Origin of the sequence: Serratia sp. SM04, from assembly GCF_040280225.1 — a bacterium.
In the GTDB taxonomy this organism is placed as follows: Bacteria; Pseudomonadota; Gammaproteobacteria; order Enterobacterales; family Enterobacteriaceae; genus Serratia; species Serratia sarumanii.
The window spans coordinates 473371-494680 of record NZ_JBEOQT010000002.1 but is presented as its reverse complement, the minus strand read 5'-3'; the positions used below and the strand labels follow the sequence as shown (position 1 = coordinate 494680).

The window sequence follows — 21310 nt, the reverse complement described above, 5'->3', positions numbered from 1 at the left end:
AAAGCTGTTAAGGTGTGCGGCCCGATTTGACCACGAAGAGTACCGAACATGAGCCAACACCAGTCCAAAGACCCGCTGCACGGCGTGACGCTGGAGCAACTGCTGAATAAGCTGGTGGATCACTACGGTTGGTCCGAGCTGGGCGCACGCATTCGCATCAACTGCTTCCGCAGCGATCCGAGCATCAAGTCCAGCCTGAAGTTTTTGCGTCGCACGCCCTGGGCGCGCAAAGAGGTGGAAGATCTGTATATCGATATGGTCAGCCATCCCGCCCCAGCCAGCGATAACCCTTGGCTGCGCGGGCGAGACGGTTAAATTCGGTCAGCGGCGGGCGGCCAGCGCCACCAGCGCCCGATCCAGCGCCTGGCGCAGCAGCTGGCGATCGTGTCTGTAGGGGATGTCGCTCGCTTCCAGCGGCTGTTGAATCACCACCCGATCCTGCACTTCACTGGCGTCTACCGCCGGGCCGACGATCAGCGCATCGATCATCCGGCGGCCAATCTTCTCTTCCATCAGCGTCAGCTTATCCTGTAGCGACAGCGCCGCGGCGGCCACGCTCAGCTCGCGGCCGAGGTTGCCGATATAGATCATGCTGGCGCTGCTGCGGCGCAGCGCCTGGGTGAGATCGTCCAGCAGCAGCAGCGGCATCAGGCTGGTGAGGAAACTGCCCGGCCCGATCAGGATTACGTCGGCCTGCGCGATGGCGTCCAGCGCTTCGCGCGTGGCGCTGACCGGCGGCGACAGCATCAGCTCCTGCGGCATATGGGCCAACTGATCGACATTCACTTCACCGTAAACGTGATTGCCTTCGTGATCGTGCGCCATCAAATCCACCGGCTGTTCCGACATCGGGATCAGCGCCGCGTCCACCTTCAGCAGGCTGCGCACCAGGTTGATCGCTTCCAGCGGGCGCACGCTCAGGTGATCCAGCGCTTTCAGCATCAGGTTGCCGAGGTTGTGGCCGGCCAGTTCGCCGTTGCCGCTGAAGCGGTATTCGAACATCGCCGAGGCGACGCTCGGTTCGGTGATCAGCTGGTTGAGACAGTTACGGGTATCGCCCCAGGCAATGCCGCCTTCCGAACGGCGGATGCGGCCGGTGGAACCGCCGTTGTCGGTGGTGGTGACGATGCCGGTCAGGCGGGAGCCTAAGGACGACAGGGCCGACATCACACGGCCCAGGCCGTGTCCGCCGCCTAACGCCACCACGCGGTCGAGATCGGCCAGGGTACGATTACGCATAAATTTCCTTACAAAGGGGCTGAACTGCCCGCATAAGGTAACGGATCCGGCATAAAAACGCGATATACCCGTCATCCTTGAAGTTGCCTCTGTGTTGGCTGCATTTAGTTACGTGGCCCGTCCATGGGCCACGCCCCTTCAGGGCCGCTGCAAGCAGCGTTCAAATCTGCTCCCGGCAGATTTGTCACCCCAGTCACTTACCTAAGTAAGCTCCTGGGGACTGATGGGCCTCGTCCTGAGGCCCCCCCTTCGGGCCAGCGCAAGCGCTGTTCAAATCGGTTCCCGACCGATTTGTCCCGCTCTTGCCGTCGGGAGGCAACTCCAATTATTTAGGGCATAAAGAGTGTCATTTGCGTGATTCCGGTCAATTCGTCCGCGCAAGTGATGTTTATCATAGTTTACCAGAATACGCGGCGTCTAAAAACGCTGTATAGACAATTATATAGCGAATTTACGCGTTGGCTATCGTTGCCGATTAGCGCTAGAATTCTGCTGAAAACCACGGTTTCGTTCCGGCTACTCAAGGTAGCGGGAAGAGAAATCAAACTCCTAGCCCCTGCGCCTACGTTGTTCATCCGGAACGATATGGCGCCTGGGCCGTGGCGAAGTCAGCCACCAGGGTGCAGAGGGGAAACGCTCGCATCTCCCGACTTTGGAAAGGTGTTATGGTGCCGCAACTCATTGATGCTTATGAGCGCAAGTTCTATTACCTGCGCTTGTCGATCACCGACGTGTGCAACTTTCGTTGCACCTATTGTCTGCCCGACGGCTACAAGCCGAGCGGCAGCCCGAAAAGCTTCCTGTCGCTGGATGAAATCCGCCGCGTCAGCCGCGCGTTCGCCGAACTGGGCACCGAAAAGGTGCGCCTCACCGGCGGCGAGCCTTCGCTGCGCCGCGATTTTACCGAGATCATCGCCGCCGTGCGGGAAAACCCGGCCATCCGTACCCTGGCGGTCACCACCAACGGCTACCGTCTGGCGCGCGACGTTGCCGCCTGGCGTGACGCCGGTCTGACGGCGATCAACGTCAGCATCGACAGCCTGGATCCCCGCCAGTTTCACGCCATCACCGGCCAGGACAAGTTCCGCCAGGTAATGGACGGCATCGACGCCGCCTTCAGCGCCGGTTTCAGCAAGGTCAAGGTCAACGCGGTGCTGATGCGCGACGTTAACCACCAGCAGCTCGGCGCCTTTCTCGCCTGGATCAAGGACCGGCCGATCCAGCTGCGCTTTATCGAACTGATGGAAACCGGCGAGGGCGGCGAGCTGTTTCGCAAACACCACGTTTCCGGCGAAGTGATTCGCCTGCAGTTGGAGCAGCAGGGCTGGCAGCGCCAGGCACGCGGCCGCAGCGACGGCCCGGCGCAGGTGTTCAGCCACCCGGACTACCAGGGTGAGGTGGGGCTTATCATGCCGTATGAAAAAGACTTTTGCGCCAGCTGTAACCGGCTGCGCGTTTCTTCCATCGGCAATCTGCACCTGTGCCTGTTCGGCGAGCAGGGGGTGCCCCTGCGCGATCTGCTGGCCGAGGACGGCCAGCTCGACGCGCTGAAGGCGCGCATCCAGAGCGGGCTGCTGAGCAAGAAGCAGACCCATTTCCTGCATCAGGGCAACAGCGGGATCACCCAGAACCTGTCGTTTATCGGCGGCTGATACCCACATATTTCAAGCCGCAGCGTTGTTGGCTGCGTGCGCTCACCCCAGTCACTTACCGGAGTAAGCTCCTGGGGGATTTACGCACTGGCCGCCTGGTTGCAGCTTGAAATCTGTTGGGTATCTCAGAATAGGAGCCTATTGAACCATGAGCCATGCGAGCAGCGAGTTTATTGCGGCGCATATCGCCATCCTGACCGTCTCCGACAGCCGCGGCGCGGCGGAAGACACCTCCGGCCACTATCTGCAGGAAGCGGCGCAGGAAGCCGGCCATCAGGTGGTGGATCGCGCCATCGTCAAAGATGACATTTACCAGATCCGCGCGCGGGTTTCCGCCTGGATCGCCGATGACAACGTGCAGGCGGTGCTGATCACCGGCGGCACCGGTTTTACCGCCCGCGACAACACGCCGGAAGCGCTGCTGCCGCTGTTCGACAGAGAGGTGGAAGGATTCGGCGAACTGTTCCGCATGGTGTCGTACGAAGAGATCGGCACCGCGACGATCCAGTCGCGCGCGCTGGCCGGCCTGGCCAACCGCACGGTGATCTTCGCCATGCCGGGCTCCACCCGCGCCTGCCGCACCGCCTGGGAGCGGATTATCGAAGAGCAGTTGGACGCGCGCCATCGCCCGTGCAACTTCCAGCCCCATTTGAAGAAGCCCTGAGTCATGACACAGCTAACCCACATTAACGCCGCCGGCGAAGCCCATATGGTCGACGTTTCCGCCAAGGCCGAAACGGTGCGTGAAGCGCGCGCCGAAGCCTTCGTCGAGATGCTGCCCGCCACGCTGGCGATGATCGTCGACGGCAGCCATCACAAGGGCGACGTGTTTGCCACGGCGCGCATCGCCGGCATTCAGGCGGCCAAACGCACCTGGGAGCTGATCCCGCTGTGCCACCCGCTGATGCTGAGCAAGGTCGAAGTGCAGCTGGAGGCGCAAACGCAGCACAGCCGGGTGCGCATCGAAACCTGCTGCCGGCTGACCGGCAAAACCGGCGTCGAGATGGAGGCGCTGACCGCCGCCTCGGTGGCGGCATTGACCATTTATGACATGTGCAAAGCGGTACAGAAAGACATGGTGATCGGCCCGGTGCGCCTGCTGGCGAAAAGCGGCGGCAAATCCGGCGATTTTAAGGTGAACGTATGATCGATATTCTTTTCTTCGCGCAGGTGCGCGAACTGGTGGGCACCGGCGGCCTGTCGATGCCGGCGGATTACCCGACCGTAGAGGCGTTGCGCCAGGCGCTGTGCGCGCGCGGCGATCGCTGGGCGCTGGCGCTGGAGTCCGGCAAGCTGTTGGCGGCGGTCAATCAGTCGCTGGTGGCGGCGGACCATCCGCTGCGCGCCGGCGATGAAGTGGCCTTCTTCCCGCCGGTCACCGGGGGGTAAGCATGGAAAATACCCGCATTCGCGTGGGCGAAGCGCCGTTCAACGTCGGCGACGAGTACCAGTGGCTGGCGCAGTGCGACGCCGATGGCGCGGTGGTGACCTTCACCGGCAAGGTGCGCAACCATAATCTGGGTGACGACGTCAGCGCGCTGACGCTGGAACACTATCCCGGCATGACCGAGAAGGCGCTGGCGGAGATCGTGGCCGAGGCGCGCAGCCGTTGGCCGCTGCAGCGGGTGACGGTGATCCACCGCGTCGGCGCGCTGTATCCCGGCGACGAGATCGTGTTCGTCGGCGTGACCGGCGCGCACCGCAGCATGGCGTTCGCCGCCAGCGAGTTCATCATGGACTACCTGAAGACCCGCGCGCCGTTCTGGAAGCGCGAAGCCACCGGCCAGGGCGATCGTTGGGTGGACGCCCGCGACAGCGATCGCGAGGCCGCGCAGCGCTGGCACGACGCGGCTAAATAACGCGTCAACAGCGGAAACAAATCAAGACCTTTGCCGCTTTCGCCCGGCATATTCTGTGGTACGCTTATAGCAGGCGAAGCCCCGTTCGCGGGGCTTCGGAATCTTGTTTACAACGCAAAAGGTAACCGTCATGGACCGATATCCACGCTCTAATGGTTCAATCGTCGAACGTGCCAACAGCGGCATTCAGGCCTACATGGCGCAGGTTTACGGCTGGATGACCTGCGGTCTGCTGCTGACGGCGTTCGTTTCCTGGTATGCGGCCAACACGCCCGCGATCCTCAACTTCATCTTCTCCAGCCAGATCACCTTCTTCGGCCTGATCATCGCTCAACTGGCGCTGGTGTTCGTGATCTCCGGCATGGTCAACCGCCTGAGCGGCGCGGTGGCCACTTCGCTGTTCATGCTGTACTCGGCGCTGACCGGGCTGACGCTGTCGAGCATCTTCATCGCCTACACCTACAGCTCGATCGCCAGCACCTTCGTGGTCACCGCCGGCATGTTCGGCGCCATGAGCCTGTATGGCTACACCACCAAGCGCGATCTGAGCGGCTTCGGCAGCATGCTGTTCATGGCGCTGATCGGCATCGTGCTGGCCTCGCTGGTGAACATCTGGCTGAAAAGCACCGCGCTGATGTGGGCGATCACCTACATCGGGGTGGTGGTGTTCGTCGGCCTGACCGCGTACGACACGCAAAAACTCAAGGCGATGGGCGAGCAGCTGAACGCCGATGATAAAGACAGCTTCCGCAAGTACGCCATCGTCGGCGCGCTGACGCTGTATCTCGATTTCATCAACCTGTTCCTGATGTTGCTGCGTATCTTCGGCAACCGTCGCTAAATCCGTGGCCTTTCAAGCAGCAGCTTGAAATCCCTAGGACTTACCAGGCTCTGCATGTGACATGCAGAGCCTTTTTTATGCGATTTTGCGGCGGAACAGCGCGTAGGCGGCGCTGCCGGTGGTGGCGGTGATCACCAGCAGCGGCCACAGGCTGTGCCAGATGATGTCGAAGCTGGCGTCCTTCAGGTAGATCTGCTTGGTGATGTCGGTGAAGTGGCGTATCGGGTTAACCCAGGTCAGATCCTGCAGCCACACCGGCATATTCTCCACCGGCGAGACGTAACCCGAGAGCAGGATCGCCGGCATCATGAACACGAACACGCCGATGAACGCCTGCTGCTGAGTGGCGCACAGCGACGAGATCAGCAGGCCGAAACCGACCAGCGACAGCCCGTAGATCAGCATGGTGGCATAGAACAGCAGCAGCGATCCGGCGAACGGGATCTGATACAGGAAGATGCCGATCAGCAGCACGATGCTGGCCTGGAAGCTGGCGACGATCAGCGCCGGCACCGCCTTGCCGATAAAGATCTGCCAGGTGGTGAGCGGCGAGACCAGCAGCTGTTCCAGCGTGCCCTGTTCGCGTTCGCGCGCCACCGACAGCGAGGTGACGATCAGCACGCCAATGGTGGTGATCATGGCGATCAGCGACGGCACCACGAACCATTTGTAGTCCAGATTCGGGTTATACCAGTTGCGCACCACCAGCTCGCTGTTGTTGGGTTTAGCGCGGTTGCCGAGCAGCTCGTTCTGATATTCCTGCACGATCTGCTGCACGTAGTTGGCGGCGATCTGCGCGCTGTTGGAGTTGCGCCCGTCGAGCAGCAGCTGCAGCGGCGCGGTGTTGCCGGTGGCGATATCGCGCGAGAACTGCGCCGGGAAGCGGATCAGCAGCAGCGCCCGCTGGTTGTCGATGGTGGTCTTTATCTCCTGCGGGCTGCGCAGCAGCAGCACGTGTTGAAAGGCCTTGGCCTTGGCGAAGCGCTGGGTCAGCTCTACCGAGGCCTGGCCGCTGTCTTCGCTGTAGACCGCGATGGTGGCGTTGGTGACTTCCAGCGTCGCGGCGAACGGGAACAGCAGCACCTGCAGGATCACCGGCATGATTAAAATGGCGCGGGTTTGCGGATCGCGCAGCAGCGCCTGCATTTCCTTGATGATGAGCGTCAACAGACGATGAAACATCGCTTTTCTCCTCAATCCAGCCGGCGCTGGGTTTTCCAGGCCGTCAGGCCGATGAACACCACCGCGGAAGCGATCAGGAACAGCAGATTGATCAGCAGCACGGTGCCGACGTTGCCCGCCAGGAACAGCGTTTGCAGCGTGCTGACGAAGTAGCGCGCCGGAATGATGTAGGTCACCGCGCGCACGATGGCCGGCATGCTGTCGATCTGGAAGATGAAGCCGGACAGCATGATCGACGGCAGGAAGGCGGCGTTCAGCGCCACCATCGCCGCATTGAACTGATTGCGGGTGAGGGTGGAGATCAGCAGGCCCATGCCGAGGGTGCTGGCGAGGAACAGGCTGCTGATCAGCAGCAGGATCAGCAGCGAGCCGCGATAGGGTACGCCGAGCACCCACACCGCCACCGCCATGCACAGTGCCATGGCGGCCATGCCGAGGAAGTAATAAGGGATCAGCTTGGAGAGCAGCAGCTCGCTGCGCGTCACCTGGGTGGACAGCAGGGCCTCCATGGTGCCGCGCTCCCATTCGCGGGCGATCACCAGCGAGGTGAGGATGGCGCCGATCACCGTCATGATGATGGTGATGGCGCCGGGAATGATGTAGTGCCGGCTGATGGCCGCCGGGTTGAACCAGTAGCGCATCTGCACGTCAATCAGCGGTTTGTCGCTGTTGCCCCGATCGGTGGCGCGCTGCTGCTGCCAAACTTGCCATACGCCCTGGGCGTAACCCTGCACGAAGTTGGCGGTGTTCGGCTCGCTGCCGTCGGTGATCACCTGGATAGGGGCGCTGTCGTGCGGGCGCGCCATGCGCTGGTCGAAATCCACCGGGATCACCACCAGGCCGCGGATCGTGCCGGCCTGCATCTGCTGGATCAGCCGTTGGCGGTTGTCGCTGATGGTCGGTTCGATATAGGGCGAGCCGGCGAACGCCTGGGCCAGATCGCGCGCGTCTTCGCTCTGCTGCTCCATCAGAATGCCCAGATGCAGCTTGCTGGAGTCCAGGTTGATGCCGTAGCCGAAGATAAACAGCAGCATCAGCGGGATGACGAAGGCGATCAGGCCGCTGCTGGGATCGCGCAGTATCTGCCGCGTTTCCTTCAGGCACAGCGCGCGCAGCCGGCGCCAGGAGAAGCCGCCGTCGTCGATTGGGGTGCGGTTATCGCTCACCGTGATTCCTCCTCATCGTAGCCCTGCACCAGCTCGATAAACGCCTGCTCCATCGAGGGGTTGGGATTGTCGTCGCGCGCCACCTGCTGTTTGAGATCGTCCGGCGTGCCGGCGGCGATGATCTTGCCGCGGTACACCAGGCCGATGCGGTCGCAGTACTCCGCCTCGTCCATAAAGTGGGTGGTCACCATCACCGTGACGCCCTTGTCGACCATGCCGTTGATGTGCAACCAGAACTCGCGCCGCGTCAGCGGATCGACGCCGGAAGTCGGTTCGTCGAGGAACAGGATATCCGGTTCGTGCATCAGCGCGCAGGCCAGCGCCAGGCGCTGTTTGAAGCCGAGCGGCAGCGCGTCCGGCGTCTGATCGAGGATCGGCGCGAAGTTGAAGGCGCGGGACATCTCGTCGATTTTGTCGCGCTGCGCCTTGCCGCCCAGGCCGTAGACGCCGGAGAAGAACTTCAGGTTCTGCGCCACCGTCAGGTTGCCGTACAGCGAGAATTTTTGCGCCATGTAGCCGAGCCGCTGGCGCGCCTTGCCGGAGCTGGTCTTCAGATCCATCCCCAGCACCAGCGCCTTGCCGCTGGAGGGGATCAGCAGGCCGCACATCATTTTGAAGGTGGTGGACTTGCCGGCGCCGTTCGGCCCGAGCAGGCCGAAAATTTCGCCGCGCCGCACCTGGAAATCAACGTGATCGGTAGCGGCGAAGTCGCCGAATTTTTTGGTCAGCTGCACCGCTTCGATCACCGTTTCACCGCTTGCGCCGTTGACGGTCGGCATGATCTCCGCCAGCGCCGAGCGGTGATTGGGGCCGCCGCCGAGCAGATCGATAAACGCATCCTCGAAGCGCGGATCCGCTTCGTCCAGTTCGGCGTCCGGTAGATCCAGCGCTTGCAACAGCCGGCGGTGATCTTCGCCTTCCTTCAGGATCAGGCGCAGATACTTGCCCTGGATCACCCCGTCGGTGACCGCCGGCAGGCAGATCGCCCGCTGCAGCAGCGATCGATGGCTGCCGGGGGGCGCGGCGATCAACACCGTGCGCCCGGCCATACGGCGGGTCAGCGCCTGCGGCGCGCCGCTGAACAGCAGCTCGCCTTCGTTGAGCAGCAGCACTTCGCGGCACTGCTCGGCTTCGTCGAGATAAGACGTGCTCCACAGGATCAGCATGCCGTCGTTGGCCAGTTCGTGCACCATGCGCCACAGCTCGCGGCGCGAGATCGGATCGACGCCGACGCCCGGCTCATCCAGCAACAGCACCTGAGGTTCGCCCAGCAGCGTGCAGGCCAGGCCCAGCTTTTGCTTCATGCCGCCGGACAGCTTGCCCGCCAGGCGCTCGGTGAAGCGGGTCAGATCGGTGAATTTCAACAGCCGCTCGAAGGTCTGGCGGCGAAGATCGCCGGTGACGCCGCGCAGATCGGCGTACAGCGTCAGGTTCTCCATCACCGTCAGATCCTCATACAGCCCGAACTTCTGCGGCATGTAACCGAGGATCGCGTGCAGTTGACGATCCTGCGCGATCGGATCCAGCCCGGCGACCCGCAGTTTGCCGCTGCTGGGCTGCAGCAGCCCGGCCAGCATGCGCAGCAGGGTGGTTTTGCCGGCGCCGTCCGGGCCGACCAGCCCGATCACCGCGCCGCTGCGCAGGGTGGTAGTCAGGCTGGCGACCGCCGGTTTCTCAAGCGACGGGAAGCGCTTCTCCAGCCCTTCCAGCTCAATGGTGTGCGCCTGTTCCATGGCCGGCCTCAGGGTTTGGCGAAGCGCAGGGTGACCGGCATGCCCTGGCGCAGCGCGTCGTCGGCGTCGGTGACGATCACCCGCAGGCGGTACACCAGATCGGTGCGCAGATCCGGCGTTTCAACGCTTTTCGGCGTGAATTCGGCGGTCGGCGAGACGAAACCGATCTTGCCGTGATAAGGCTTGCCGGGGCGGCCGTCGGTGTAGATCTCCAGTTCGGTGCCGGGCACCGCCTGGCTCAGGCTGGTTTCGTTGACGTAGGCGCGCACCCACACCGGCCGGGTCAGCGACAGGGTGAAGACCGTGCCGCCGGCGCCGAGCATGGTGCCCGGCTCCACCGCACGGGTCAGCACCGTGCCGGCGGAAGGGGAAACCAGCGTGGCGTCTTGCAGATTCAACTGCGCCTGCGCCAGCGCCGCCTCGCTCTGCGCCACGTCGGCCTTGGCCTGTTCGATTTCTTGCGGGCGGTTGCCGCTGCGGTATTGCGACAGCTTGTCTTTCGCCGCCTGCAGGTTGGCCTGCGCCTGATTGCGGGCGGTGCGCGCATCCTCCAGCGCGTCGGCGGAGGTGGCGTTTTTCGCCCACAGCCCCTGCTGGCGTTTCAGGAAGCTGTCGGCGTAGGCGAAGGCGGACTGGCGCTGCGCCATTTCCGACCGCACCTGGGCGATCTCTTCGGCGCGGTAACCGGCCTGCAGCAACGACAGCTTGGCGCGCGCGCTGCCGACGTTGGCTTCGGCCTGCTGCAGCGCGTTGCGGTAGGGGGCGTCGTCCAGCTTACCGAGCAACTGGCCCGGCTGAACGGCATCGCCTTCATCCACCGTCAGCGACGCCAGGCGGCCGTCGACGCGAAAGCCGAGGTTCACCGTGCGGATGTCGACGTTGCCATACAGCGTCAGCGGCTTATCCTGCTGCTGTTGGTAATGCCAAACCCCGTAAGCGGCGGCCGCGATCAGCAGAATTAACAACACGATCAAGGCACTGCGTTTTTTGTTCATAACACTCCCTGCCTGAATTTACGCGCCGTGACGTTGGCGCAGCCCAACAACCAGAATCTCGATATGCTCGCTCAGCACCGCCGCGATTTGCGCCGCTTCGCCCTCGCCAATCTCTTGCCAGCCGGCCTGACGGCGGATGGTTTCGCGCGCCACGCGGAACGACAGCACCTCGCCGATCAGCGCATGGGTATGCAGCACGAGGCGGGGGGCGCGTTCGTCGATGCCGGTGGCGGCCGCCAGCAGGCGGCACAGCCGCTCGTGCATCGGCGCGATCACCTGGCTGTGGATCAGCGGGTAGGCGTCGGTCGGGGCGAGCTGTTCGCGCGACATGATTTTGCTCAGGTTCAGCGTGTGCGGCTGGGTCATCAGTTCGCTGAAGGCCAGCAGGCCACGCTGCAGCAAACGCAGCGCCGCGTCGGGTGAGCGCTGAGCGACGGGCTGTTGCCAGAAGCGATCGACCTCTTCGGCCAGCGGGGCGAACGCCTGCTGGATGAAATCGGCGAGCGACTGCGCCACGGCCAGGTACAGCCCCTCTTTGGAGCTGAAGTAATAGGTGATGGCGGCGATGTTCTGGCCGGCGCGCTGGGCGATATCGCGGGTGGTGGCGCCCTGCAGGCCATATTCGCCGAACAGGTCGGTCGCCGCGGCGAGCAGCTGCCGGCGCGCTTGCTCGCCGCGCGCCCGGCCGGCGGCCTGATGAGGTACGGAAGCTGGCATGGGTCACGCTCGAAGTTAATCAATCATATGATTAACTTTATGCCAGATTGTTTAAAATGCAACCGCCAATCACAATGCGTTATGTGATCGGCTTCAGACAATGCTGAATTTACGGCAGATTGTGCTCTCCACGCGTAAAAGTGCTTTTTATTGCGCGACTTCTGTTACAATCGGCGCCTGGTGCACTGCAGTTTGTGCCAATCCCTCGTGGTCATGCTTAATGCCCCGTCTGATCATCCTCCCAGGAAACTGCACCGAACACCGTTAGGTTAGGGGGGATCTGGAGTTTTTCTCTTTATGTCATTTGAAACCCTCGGCTTAAGTGCTGAAATTGTGCGCGCTGTTGAAGAACAGGGCTATCGCGAACCGACGCCAATTCAGCGTCAGGCTATTCCTGTCGTGCTGGAAGGTCGTGACCTGATGGCCAGCGCCCAGACCGGCACCGGTAAAACCGCCGGTTTTACCCTGCCGCTGTTGCAGCTGCTGAGCAAGCATGACCATCCGGTCAAGGGCCGTCGCCCGGTGCGCGCGCTGATCCTGACGCCAACCCGTGAGCTGGCGGCGCAGATCGGCGAAAACGTCGATGCCTACAGCAAACACCTGCGCCTGCGTTCGCTGGTGGTGTTTGGCGGCGTGAGCATCAACCCGCAGATGATGAAGCTGCGCGGCGGCGTCGATATCCTGGTGGCGACGCCGGGCCGTCTGCTGGATCTGGAACATCAGAACGCGGTTGATCTGTCCAAAATCGAAATTCTGGTGCTGGACGAAGCGGACCGCATGCTGGACATGGGCTTTATCCACGACATCCGCCGCGTGCTGGCCAAGCTGCCGGCCAAGCGTCAGAACCTGCTGTTCTCCGCCACCTTCTCCGACGACATCAAGGCGTTGGCCAACAAGCTGCTGCACAACCCGGCTTCGGTAGAAGTGGCGCGCCGCAACACCGCGTCCGAGCAGATCGAACAGAGCGTGCACTTCGTCGACAAGAAGCGTAAGCGGGAACTGCTGTCGCAGATGATCGGCGAAGGCGACTGGAAACAGGTGCTGGTGTTTACCCGCACCAAGCACGGCGCCAACCACCTGGCGGAGCAGCTGAACAAAGACGGCATCACCGCCGCGGCTATCCACGGCAACAAGAGCCAGGGCGCCCGTACCCGTGCGCTGGCGGACTTTAAAGACGGCCGCATCCGCGTGCTGGTGGCCACCGACATCGCGGCGCGCGGTCTGGATATCGACCAGCTGCCGCACGTGGTGAACTACGAGCTGCCTAACGTGCCGGAAGACTACGTGCACCGTATCGGCCGTACCGGCCGCGCGGAGCGCACCGGCGAAGCTATCTCGCTGGTGTGCGTGGACGAGCACAAGCTGCTGCGCGACATCGAGCGTCTGCTGAAGCGTGAAATTCCGCGCATCGCGCTGCCGGGCTACGAGCCGGATCCGACCATCAAGGCCGAGCCGATCATCAACGGCCGCCAGGGTGGCGGGCGCGGTGCGCCGCGCGGCAACGGCGGTGGCCAGCGTTCCGGTAACGGCGGCGGTCAGCGCAGCGGTAACGCGAACGGCGGCCAGCGTGAAAACCGCGGCAACGGCAACGGTAACGCCCGCCCGCAGGGTGACGGCCAGCGCCGTTCCGGCGCGCCTTCGCGCCGCCCGCGCAATCGCAAACCGGCCGAATAAGCCTGATTGCTCTAAGAGTAAGCCGCCGATACGGGCGGCTTTTTTTTGCCTGGCGGAAAGGCATTTTCGTACTAGGCTGGACGGTGGCTACCCCTAGATTCCAGGAGACGGAGATGAAATTGAAGTGCGCAATTCTCGATGATTACCAGCAGGTGGCGCTCAAGATGGCGGACTGGTCGGCGCTGGCCGAGCGGGTGGAGGTGTCCGCCATCAGCGCGCACTTTACCGATGAGGCGGAGCTGGCGGTGCATCTGCAGGAGTGCGACATTCTGGTCATCATGCGCGAGCGCACGCCGATGACCGCCTCGCTGCTGGCGCGGCTGCCGAAGCTGAAGCTGCTGATCACCTCCGGCATGCGCAACGCCGCTATCGATTTGGCCGCCGCCGCCGAGCGCGGCGTGGTGGTGTGCGGCACCAGCAGCGGGTCGGCGGCGCCGATGGAGCTGACCTGGGCGCTGCTGCTCGGGTTGGCGAAGCATATCGTGCCGGAAAGCGTCGGGCTGCAAAACAACGGCCCGTGGCAGCGGGATCTCGGCGTCACCCTGCAGGGGAAAACGCTGGGGCTGCTGGGGTTGGGCAAGATCGGCGGCCAGATGGCCCGGGTGGCGCAGGCGTTCGGCATGCGGGTGCTGGCCTGGAGCCAGAACCTGACGGCGGAACGGGCGGCGCAGGAGGGGGCTGAACTGGCGCCGTCCAAACGGGCGTTGTTCGAGCAGAGCGATTTTGTCTCTATCCACCTGGTGCTGAGCGATCGCAGCCGCGGGCTGGTGGGGCGTGACGAATTGACGGCGATGAAGCCCACCGCTTACCTGATCAACACCTCGCGTGCGGCGATCGTCGATCGGGCGGCGTTGGTGGACGTGCTGCAACAGCGGAAGATCGCCGGCGCCGGGCTGGACGTGTTCGAGACGGAGCCGCTGCCGGCCGACGATGTGTTTCGTCAGTTGCCCAACGTGCTGGCGACGCCGCACGTGGGCTACGTGGCGGACGACAACTACCGCGCCTACTTCACCGAGGCGGTCGAGGACATTGCGGCGTTCCTCGCCGGCCAACCGATCCGCCGGCTGGGCTGACGGCGCTTTTAATGCCCGCAGAGGCTTGTCTGGCGCGGGCATTCACCCGTATCATTGCGGGTCTTTTTTTAGCTGGGATTGGTCATGCGCGTATTATTGGCTCCGATGGAGGGCGTTCTCGATTCTTTGGTGCGTGAGTTGCTCACCGAGGTGAACGACTACGATCTGTGCATCACCGAATTTTTGCGCGTGGTCGATCAGCTGCTGCCGGCCAAATCGTTCTACCGGCTGTGCCCGGAGCTGCGCCACGCCAGCCGCACGCCGTCGGGCACGCTGGTGCGCGTACAGCTGCTGGGGCAGCACCCACAGTGGCTGGCGGAGAACGCCGCGCGCGCGGTGGAGCTGGGCTCTTACGGCGTCGATCTCAACTGCGGCTGCCCGTCCAAGCTGGTGAACGGCAGCGGCGGCGGGGCGACGCTGCTCAAAGATCCGGAATTGATCTACCAGGGCGCCAAAGCGATGCGCGCGGCGGTGCCGGCCCATCTGCCGGTCACGGTGAAGGTGCGTTTGGGTTGGGACTCCTCCAACCGCAGTTTTGAAATCGCCGATGCGGTGCAGCAGGCGGGCGCCAGCGAGCTGACGGTGCATGGCCGCACCAAAGAGGACGGCTACAAGGCGGATCGCATCAACTGGGCGGCGATCGGCGAGATCCGCCAACGACTGAGCATTCCGGTGATCGCCAACGGCGAGATCTGGGATTACCGGAGCGCGCAGGATTGCCTGCAGACGACCGGCTGCGACGCCATCATGCTGGGGCGCGGCGCGCTCAACGTGCCGAACCTGAGCCGGGTGGTGAAGTACAACGAACCGCGCATGCCCTGGCCGCAGGTGGTTGAGCTGCTGCAAAAATACGTCCATCTGGAAAAGCAAGGAGACACCGGCCTGTATCACGTGGCGCGTATCAAACAGTGGCTGGGCTATTTGCGCAAGGAATATGACGAAGCCACCGAACTGTTCACCGAAATACGTGCGCTGACGACGTCAGGGGATATTGCGCGCGTCATCTGCCGCAGCTAAAAATAAACCCGCACGCGGCGGGTTTATTTAAATAGGTATTATCAGGCGGCGTTGTCGAGACGGTTCAATTCTATCTCGATATCCTGAATGGTTTTTTCCAGCCCTTCCAGACAGGCACCCTGTTTATTCAACAGGTCGTTAATTGCTTCGGCGAATGCCTTATTTTTGCATTCCCCCTGATCGAAGGCCAGCCAGTGTGCGGAGAGCGTCTCGGTATTCGACTGCGCATAGTGGCGCATTTCCTTCAGCTGGGAAGCGACGTTGCGTAAATTATCCAGCTGCGCCTGTGCGTTTGCATTGTTGCTCATGAATTTCTCCTTGAGTTGGCCGTTAAATAATTTCGACTGCGGGATTAAGCTTACCCCATCTAAATAAAAATATCACCCTTGTTGGCCCTGGTGGTTATTTTTTAATGAAGGCGACTATATTTATTTTTCGATTGAACAAGGACTTGGATGGAATTGTAAAAATAGATAAATACGGTTTTTGAGACGGTTATTTCCGGCCATTCCATGCGGAATGGCCGTTATTCTAACGCTTAAGAGTGATGCTTATTATGCCGCGTCCGCCAGCATAAACATGCCGTAGGGGTGAATTTCCAGATAATAATGTTCGCCGACGTTCGGCTGCAGGCGAGTGGCGTTAACCTGCAGCAAAATCTGCTGCCCATGCCACGCCACCGTCACCTCATACTGCGGCCCCATGTAGGCGACATGCTGGATCACGCAGCGCTGGCTTTCCTCGCCGTGCTCGCTCAGCGTGATCGCTTCCGGCCGCACGCCCACCGTGCCGGCGCCTTCGGTGGCAAAGTGCGCGGGGCGCGGCAGGCGATAGCCGCTGATATCGACATAGTCCGCGCTGAAGCCGGCCGGGAACAGGTTGGCGTCCCCCATGAAACTCGCCATAAAGCGCGACGCCGGCTGCCGATAGAGATCCTGCGGCGAGCCTATCTGCATGATATGCCCCTTGTTCATCACCAGCACGGTGTCTGAGACCGCGAAAGCCTCGCTCTGATCGTGGGTGACGTACAGCGAAGTGATATCAAACTGCTTTTGCAGCTCGCGGATCTTTTCGCGCATGCTGCGGCGCAGGTTGGCGTCGAGGTTGCTCAACGGCTCGTCGAACAGCAGCACTTTCGGCTTGAGGATCAGCGCGCGCGCCAGCGCCACGCGCTGCTGTTGGCCGCCGGAGATCTGATCGACATAGCGATCGTCGAACCCCGCCAGATCCACCATCGCCAGCGCTTCCTGCACGCGCGCTTTCACTTCGGCGCGCGGAATGCCGAGCATCTTCAGGCCATAGCCGACGTTTTCCCCCAGCGACATGTGCGGGAACAGGGCATAAGACTGGAACACCATGCAGATGTCACGCTGCTGGATGGAACGATGGGTGACGTCTTCGCCATCAATGAATATCTGCCCGTCGCTCGGTTTCTCCAGCCCGGCGACCAGGCGCAAAATGGTGGTCTTGCCGCAGCCGGAAGGGCCGAGCAGCGTCACCATCTGCCCCCGAGGGATGGTGAGCGCGATGTTATCGATCACCGTGTTGCTGCCGAACCGTTTGGAGACGTTGCGCAGTTCAACGAAATTTTTCTGGCTCATCATGGGCTCCATTACGCCTGGTTTTTGGCTTTTGAACGGGAGATGCGAGCCTCGCCGATCAGCCAGTCAAAGAGGAAAATAATCGCCAGCATCACCACGATCAGAATTGAACCGTAGGCGATCGCCACCCCGTATTCGCCGTCTTCCACGCGGTTGAGGATGTAGGCGGTGGCCACCCGGGTATCGGGGGTGACCAGGAAGACGATGGCGCTGACGGTGGTGATGGCGCGCACGAAGCTGTAGATCAGCGCCGACAGGATCGCCGGGCGCAGCAGCGGCAGCAGGATGTGCGCGATGGTGCGCAGCGAGCCGGCGCGCAGGCTGAGCGAGGCTTCGTCCAGCGATTTGTCTATCTGGCCCAGCCCGGCGATCCCGGCGCGAATGCCCACCGGCACGTTGCGCATCACCATCGAGATAATCACGATGGCGGCCGTCCCGGTGAGGTACACCGGCGCGCTGTTGAAGGCGAGAATGTAAGAGACGCCGGCCACGGTGCCCGGCACCGCAAAGCACAGCATGGTGGTGAACTCGATGGTCTTTTTGCCCCTGAACTGCTGGCGCACCACGATCCAGGCGATCAGCAGGCCGAAGGCGGCGGTGATCGGCGCGGCGATCCCGGCGTACAGCAGCGTGTCGAGCAGCGAAGGCCACGCGCCGTCGCTCATGCCCTGGCCGAACAGCTTGATGAAGTTATCCAGCGTCAGCGTGTAATCCACCCCCCAGTTGACGGTGAAGCTGCCGTAGAAAATGCTGCCGTAGAGCAGGGCGTTAAAGGCTATCCACACCGCCAGCAACGCGATCACGCCCCACACCAGCGTGACCGGCAGCGGCTGTACGTCACCGCGGTAGGATTTGCCGGACACGGTGACGTAGGAACGCTTGCCGATCCACAGGTACTGAATGCAGAACACCAGCAGCGAGAACAGCAGCAGGAAGGCGCCGAGGGTGCTGGCGGCCTGATAGTCGAGCTGTGAGCCGGTGATGTAGAAATAGATTTGCGTCGCCAGCACGTCGAAGTTGCCGCCGAGCACCAGCGGGTTGCTGAAGTCGGCCAGCGATTGCACCACCACGATCAGAAACGCGTTGGCCAGCGCCGGTTTCAGCAGCGGCACGAACACGCCGTTAAAGGTTTGCCAACGGCTGGCGCGCAGGGTGTAGGAGGCTTCTTCCAGCGAAGGATGAATGGTCTTGATCGCGCCGTCGAGGATCATGAACGCCATCGGCGTGAACGCCAGCACCTGCGCCAGCCAGATGCCGGTAAAGCCGTACAGCCAGTTGGTGTTGGTTAGGCCGAACCAGGCCACCATCCACTCGGTGACGTAGCCGGAGCGCCCCATCATCAGCGTGACGCCCAGGCCGACGACGAACGGCGGCGTGACGATGGGCAGGATGGAGAAGATGCGGCCGATAATGGCGCTGCGCCTGGCGATGCGGGTGGTGTAAATCGCCAGCACCAGGCCGAAGAAGGTGCAGCCGGCGCCCACCGCGATCGACAGGGCGATGGAGTTGAGGATCACCTGAACGATATGCGCCTGCGACAGCACGTTCATAAACGCCAGCGGCGCGAACGCACCCGTCTGGTCGGTGAACATCGGAATGAAAATTGCGATGCTCGGCCAGACGATGAAGACGCCGATCAGCGCCACGATGGTGACCAGCGCACCGATAACGAAACGGTCGCCGCCCAGCCATTCGAGGCGGGTCAGCGCCAGCGTCATGATGGCGCCCAGCGCGGTCAATTGCACCAGGGTGGCGTAGCCTAAACCGCGCCCCGCCACCGTGGCGCTGACGACGATAAAGGCCATGCACAGCAGCGCCCAGCCGGCATCGAACGCGTGGCGCCGCCGCCGTTCACCGCCCGCCGGGGCGTAGGGGCGAAGCAGCAGCAGGCTCGGCAACAGGCACCATAGCCAGCTGACATTGCGGTGTGACCAGCCGTAGGCCGCGAGGATTTCATCGCCGGTGGACTCCAGCAGGCCGTAATCCAGGCTCCAGCTCGGCAGCAGGGCGAACGCCAGCCAGCCAAGCAAGACCCAAAGGAATATCGCATCTCGTTTTTCCACGAGATGGAGAGCATGTGTATGTGACATAAGTTTCCCGGATGTTCAGGCCGGGTAAGGCGTGAGGCTTACCCGGCAACAGGCGCAGAATGTGGGCTTATTTACCCATCTTGACTTCGCTGACCCATTTGTTGATCAGCGCCTTGCGGACCTCGGTCGAGCCGTATTTGTCCATGTCGTAGTTGATCAGCTTCAGATCGTCGAGCTTCAGCGAGTTCGGCGAGGTAGCGGCGGTGGTATTGGTCAGGATCTGATAGGACTTGCCTTTCTGCCATGCCAGTTCCTGCGCCTCTTTCGACAGCACCCAATCCACGAACAGCTTGGCGTTGTCGAGGTTGCGCGCGCCTTTGAGGATGCTGACGCCGCCGATTTCGTAGCCGGTGCCTTCACAAGGCGAGATCAGCTCAAGCGGCGCGCCCTGTTCCTTTTCGAGCGAGTAGTCATGCAGGAAACCGATGCCGATCGCCGTTTCGCCGCGGGCGGCGTTGCGCGCCGGGGCAATGCCGGACTTGGTGTACTGCGAGACGTTGGCGTTCAGCTGCTTGAGATAATCGAACGCCTGATCGTCTCCCCACAGCTGGGCAAAGGTCGCCAGCGCGGTGTAGGCGGTGCCGGAGCTCTGCGGATCGGCGATTTGAATCTCGCCTTTGTATTCCGGCTTGGTCAGGTCTTTCCAGCACTTGGGCACCGGCAGGTTTTTCTCTTTCAGGCGCTGGGTATTGACGCCAAAGCCGAGAATGCCGACGTAGACCGCCGAGGAGTAGTTGCCTTTCAGCTTCGCCGGATCGCGGAATTGTGGCATCACCTGTTCGAGGTTTGGCGATTTATATGGCTGCAGCAGCCCCATTTCACCGGCCTGGGATTGCGGATCGAGCGTGCCGCCGTACCAGACGTCCGCCTGCGGGTTTTTCTTCTCGGCGTCCACTTTCGCCAGCGTGCTGCCGGAGCCGTTGCGGATGAACGAGGTTTTCACGTCATATTTCTCGCCGAAGGCTTTGGTTTCCGCTTCGCACATTTCATTGGTGGCGCTGCAGTAGACCACCAGGCGGCCCTTGGCGTGCGCGGCGCCGCTCAGCGTGGCAAGCGCGATGCCGGAAGCTATCAGGGTAGTGACTAAGGTTTTTTTCATTGTTTTATCCTTCTCTCGGTAGAGGTGGTAACGCTCGCCATCAGCAGCGGCATCAGCAATAAACCCATAAGAACGGCGGCGATCGACAGCAAACTGAACATGCCTGACCAGCCGTAGCCTTCGATGATCTGCGACAGCGGCCAGCCCGCCAGCGCGGCCCCCAGGTAAGCGAACAGGCCGAGAAAACCGGTGATGGAGCCCGCTGCGCCTTTGTGCCCGCATTCCACGGCGGCGAGGCCAATCAGCATCTGTGGGCCGAAGACAAAAAAGCCCACCGTAAAGAAACAGCCCGCCAGCAGCGCGTAGTGATGCACCGGCGCCAGCCACAGCGCGGCGACGGAAACCATCAGCCCGAGCGTGAACAGCAAAATCATCGGCGCGCGCTGCCCGCCGAACAGCAAATCCGAGCCCCAGCCGGCGAACAGCGCGCCGAGCAGGCCGCCTACCTCGAACAGCATCACCGTGGCGTTGGCGCTGAGCAGGTTGACGCCGTGGCTTTCCGTCAGCCAGAGATTGCCCCAGTCGTTCAACGCGATGCGGATCAGGTAGACCAGCACGTAAGAGACGCCGAGCAGCCAGATCATCGGGTTCTTCAGCATCGTGGTGCGCAACATCTGCCACAGCCCCATCGGCGGGCTTTGCTGTTCCTGGCGCAGCTCCAGCGGATCGTGGCGCCACCGGCCGACCGACGGCAGGCCTTCTTCCTGCGGCGTGCCCGTCAGCCGCCGCGTGAGCCAGATGCCCAACACCATGCTGACGGCGCCCGGGATCAGCATCGCCGCCTGCCAGCCCCAGCGCTGGGCGGCGAAGGCGCTGATCAGCGGCACGATCGCGCCGCCGAGGTTGATCGACATATTCCAGCAGCCCCACCAGAAGCCGCGCTCGTTGCGCGAATACCAGTGGGTCAGCAGCCGCGCGCAGGGCGGCCAGCCCCAGCCCTGAAAGAAGCCGTTCAGCGCCCAGACCGCCAGCAGCAGCGTCAGCGATTCGCCGAAGGCGAACGCCACGTTCAGCAAGCCGGTGGCGAACAGGCCGATCCCCATAAACCTGCGCTGCCCGTGGCCGTCGTGCCACAGTCCGGCGGCGAATTTCGACAGGCCGTAGCTCAGGTAAAACAGCGAGCCGAGCAGGCCGATGTCCCCTTTATCCAGCCCCAAATCCGTTTGCAGCGCTGGCAGCACGTAGTTCACGCTTTTGCGCGTCAGGTAAAAGGCGGCGTACCCGATGACCATGTACAGCAGCAGTCGCGGGCGCAGCGCGCGGTAACGATGATCGATTTCAGATGCCGAGCGTGCCTGCATAGCCGCCTCCCTGGTGCTGACTATAAGAAGGTGAAAGGGAAAGGGGATGAGAGAAAGTCCGGAGTGGCTAA

At 62.4% G+C, this 21310-nt stretch carries 21 protein-coding genes and 1 riboswitch; of the genes, 10 read left to right on the top strand and 11 right to left on the bottom strand.

Translation table 11 applies throughout. From position 1 onward, the window contains the following. Positions 1 to 48: 48 nt before the first annotated feature. Complete coding sequence (locus ABTW55_RS05365) at positions 49 to 315, top strand: VF530 family DNA-binding protein (protein ID WP_004939783.1); 267 nt, start codon at positions 49 to 51, stop codon at positions 313 to 315. A 6-nt stretch (positions 316 to 321) separates the two neighbouring features. Here ABTW55_RS05365 and yvcK read toward each other — a convergent pair whose 3' ends face one another. Next, positions 322 to 1239, bottom strand: a complete 918-nt coding sequence (gene yvcK / locus ABTW55_RS05360; protein ID WP_033637504.1) for a uridine diphosphate-N-acetylglucosamine-binding protein YvcK — start codon at positions 1237 to 1239, stop codon at positions 322 to 324. A 534-nt stretch (positions 1240 to 1773) separates the two neighbouring features. Next, positions 1774 to 1918, top strand: a riboswitch (molybdenum cofactor riboswitch). Here yvcK and moaA point away from each other — a divergent pair. The 6 genes from moaA (at position 1905) to ABTW55_RS05330 (ending at position 5591) form a co-directional block, all read left to right on the top strand. After that, a complete protein-coding gene (gene moaA, locus ABTW55_RS05355) occupies positions 1905 to 2891 on the top strand; it encodes a GTP 3',8-cyclase MoaA (protein WP_041033959.1) in 987 nt (328 codons plus the stop codon). Its footprint overlaps the riboswitch before it by 14 nt. Positions 2892 to 3039: 148 nt before the next feature. Then, positions 3040 to 3555, top strand: coding sequence for a molybdenum cofactor biosynthesis protein B (gene moaB / locus ABTW55_RS05350; RefSeq protein ID WP_033637505.1), 516 nt, complete (start codon positions 3040 to 3042; stop codon positions 3553 to 3555). Positions 3556 to 3558: 3 nt separating this feature from the next. Next, positions 3559 to 4038 carry a cyclic pyranopterin monophosphate synthase MoaC gene (gene moaC / locus ABTW55_RS05345; RefSeq protein ID WP_033637506.1) on the top strand — a complete coding sequence of 160 codons (480 nt, stop codon included), beginning with the start codon at positions 3559 to 3561 and terminating at the stop codon, positions 4036 to 4038. Beyond that, positions 4035 to 4280, top strand: coding sequence for a molybdopterin synthase sulfur carrier subunit (gene moaD, locus ABTW55_RS05340; RefSeq protein ID WP_019453985.1), 246 nt, complete (start codon positions 4035 to 4037; stop codon positions 4278 to 4280). The genes moaC and moaD overlap by 4 nt, the downstream gene beginning before the upstream one ends. A gap of 2 nt (positions 4281 to 4282) precedes the next feature. Further along, complete coding sequence (gene moaE / locus ABTW55_RS05335) at positions 4283 to 4750, top strand: molybdopterin synthase catalytic subunit MoaE (RefSeq protein ID WP_004939764.1); 468 nt, start codon at positions 4283 to 4285, stop codon at positions 4748 to 4750. 130 nt (positions 4751 to 4880) lie between these two features. Continuing rightward, positions 4881 to 5591 carry a Bax inhibitor-1/YccA family protein gene (locus ABTW55_RS05330; protein WP_033637508.1) on the top strand — a complete coding sequence of 237 codons (711 nt, stop codon included), beginning with the start codon at positions 4881 to 4883 and terminating at the stop codon, positions 5589 to 5591. 75 nt (positions 5592 to 5666) lie between these two features. Here ABTW55_RS05330 and ABTW55_RS05325 read toward each other — a convergent pair whose 3' ends face one another. The 5 genes from ABTW55_RS05325 to cecR are packed head-to-tail and all read right to left on the bottom strand — an operon-like array spanning position 5667 to position 11384. After that, positions 5667 to 6773 (bottom strand): ABC transporter permease, encoded by a 1107-nt coding sequence (locus ABTW55_RS05325; RefSeq protein WP_033637509.1) that lies wholly within the window; start codon positions 6771 to 6773, stop codon positions 5667 to 5669. Positions 6774 to 6784: 11 nt separating this feature from the next. Then, entirely contained in the window at positions 6785 to 7939 is a 1155-nt protein-coding gene (locus tag ABTW55_RS05320) for an ABC transporter permease (protein WP_060420103.1), read from the bottom strand. Continuing rightward, entirely contained in the window at positions 7936 to 9672 is a 1737-nt protein-coding gene (locus tag ABTW55_RS05315) for an ATP-binding cassette domain-containing protein (protein ID WP_049235001.1), read from the bottom strand. Before ABTW55_RS05315 ends, ABTW55_RS05320 begins: the two co-directional genes overlap by 4 nt. An 8-nt stretch (positions 9673 to 9680) precedes the next feature. Continuing rightward, a complete protein-coding gene (gene hlyD, locus ABTW55_RS05310; RefSeq protein WP_033647110.1) occupies positions 9681 to 10667 on the bottom strand; it encodes a secretion protein HlyD in 987 nt (328 codons plus the stop codon). 18 nt (positions 10668 to 10685) lie between these two features. Next, positions 10686 to 11384: a transcriptional regulator CecR gene (gene cecR, locus ABTW55_RS05305; RefSeq protein WP_041033964.1), complete on the bottom strand. Its 699-nt coding sequence runs from the start codon at positions 11382 to 11384 to the stop codon at positions 10686 to 10688. Between the two features lie 297 nt (positions 11385 to 11681). Between cecR and rhlE the strand changes: the two genes are divergently transcribed. From rhlE to dusC, 3 genes are all read left to right on the top strand, one after another. Beyond that, positions 11682 to 13058 (top strand): ATP-dependent RNA helicase RhlE, encoded by a 1377-nt coding sequence (gene rhlE, locus ABTW55_RS05300; protein ID WP_033637514.1) that lies wholly within the window; start codon positions 11682 to 11684, stop codon positions 13056 to 13058. 113 nt (positions 13059 to 13171) lie between these two features. After that, the gene (locus ABTW55_RS05295; protein ID WP_060420101.1) at positions 13172 to 14131 is read left to right on the top strand and encodes a D-2-hydroxyacid dehydrogenase family protein; all 960 of its coding nucleotides are present in this window, start codon (positions 13172 to 13174) and stop codon (positions 14129 to 14131) included. An 84-nt stretch (positions 14132 to 14215) separates the two neighbouring features. Next, positions 14216 to 15148: a tRNA dihydrouridine(16) synthase DusC gene (gene dusC / locus ABTW55_RS05290; RefSeq protein ID WP_060420098.1), complete on the top strand. Its 933-nt coding sequence runs from the start codon at positions 14216 to 14218 to the stop codon at positions 15146 to 15148. A gap of 41 nt (positions 15149 to 15189) precedes the next feature. Here the strand turns inward: dusC and ABTW55_RS05285 are convergent, their stop codons facing one another. From ABTW55_RS05285 to uhpC, 5 genes are all read right to left on the bottom strand, one after another. Continuing rightward, positions 15190 to 15456, bottom strand: coding sequence for a hypothetical protein (locus ABTW55_RS05285; protein ID WP_033637517.1), 267 nt, complete (start codon positions 15454 to 15456; stop codon positions 15190 to 15192). A 246-nt stretch (positions 15457 to 15702) separates the two neighbouring features. Beyond that, positions 15703 to 16749, bottom strand: coding sequence for a ferric ABC transporter ATP-binding protein (gene fbpC, locus ABTW55_RS05280; RefSeq protein WP_033653496.1), 1047 nt, complete (start codon positions 16747 to 16749; stop codon positions 15703 to 15705). 11 nt (positions 16750 to 16760) lie between these two features. Continuing rightward, the gene (locus ABTW55_RS05275; protein WP_060420095.1) at positions 16761 to 18839 is read right to left on the bottom strand and encodes an iron ABC transporter permease; all 2079 of its coding nucleotides are present in this window, start codon (positions 18837 to 18839) and stop codon (positions 16761 to 16763) included. Positions 18840 to 18906: 67 nt separating this feature from the next. Then, positions 18907 to 19938, bottom strand: a complete 1032-nt coding sequence (locus tag ABTW55_RS05270) for an ABC transporter substrate-binding protein (protein ID WP_033647097.1) — start codon at positions 19936 to 19938, stop codon at positions 18907 to 18909. Further along, complete coding sequence (uhpC, locus tag ABTW55_RS05265) at positions 19935 to 21263, bottom strand: MFS transporter family glucose-6-phosphate receptor UhpC (RefSeq protein WP_225845470.1); 1329 nt, start codon at positions 21261 to 21263, stop codon at positions 19935 to 19937. The genes ABTW55_RS05270 and uhpC overlap by 4 nt, the downstream gene beginning before the upstream one ends. Positions 21264 to 21310: the final 47 nt, after the last annotated feature.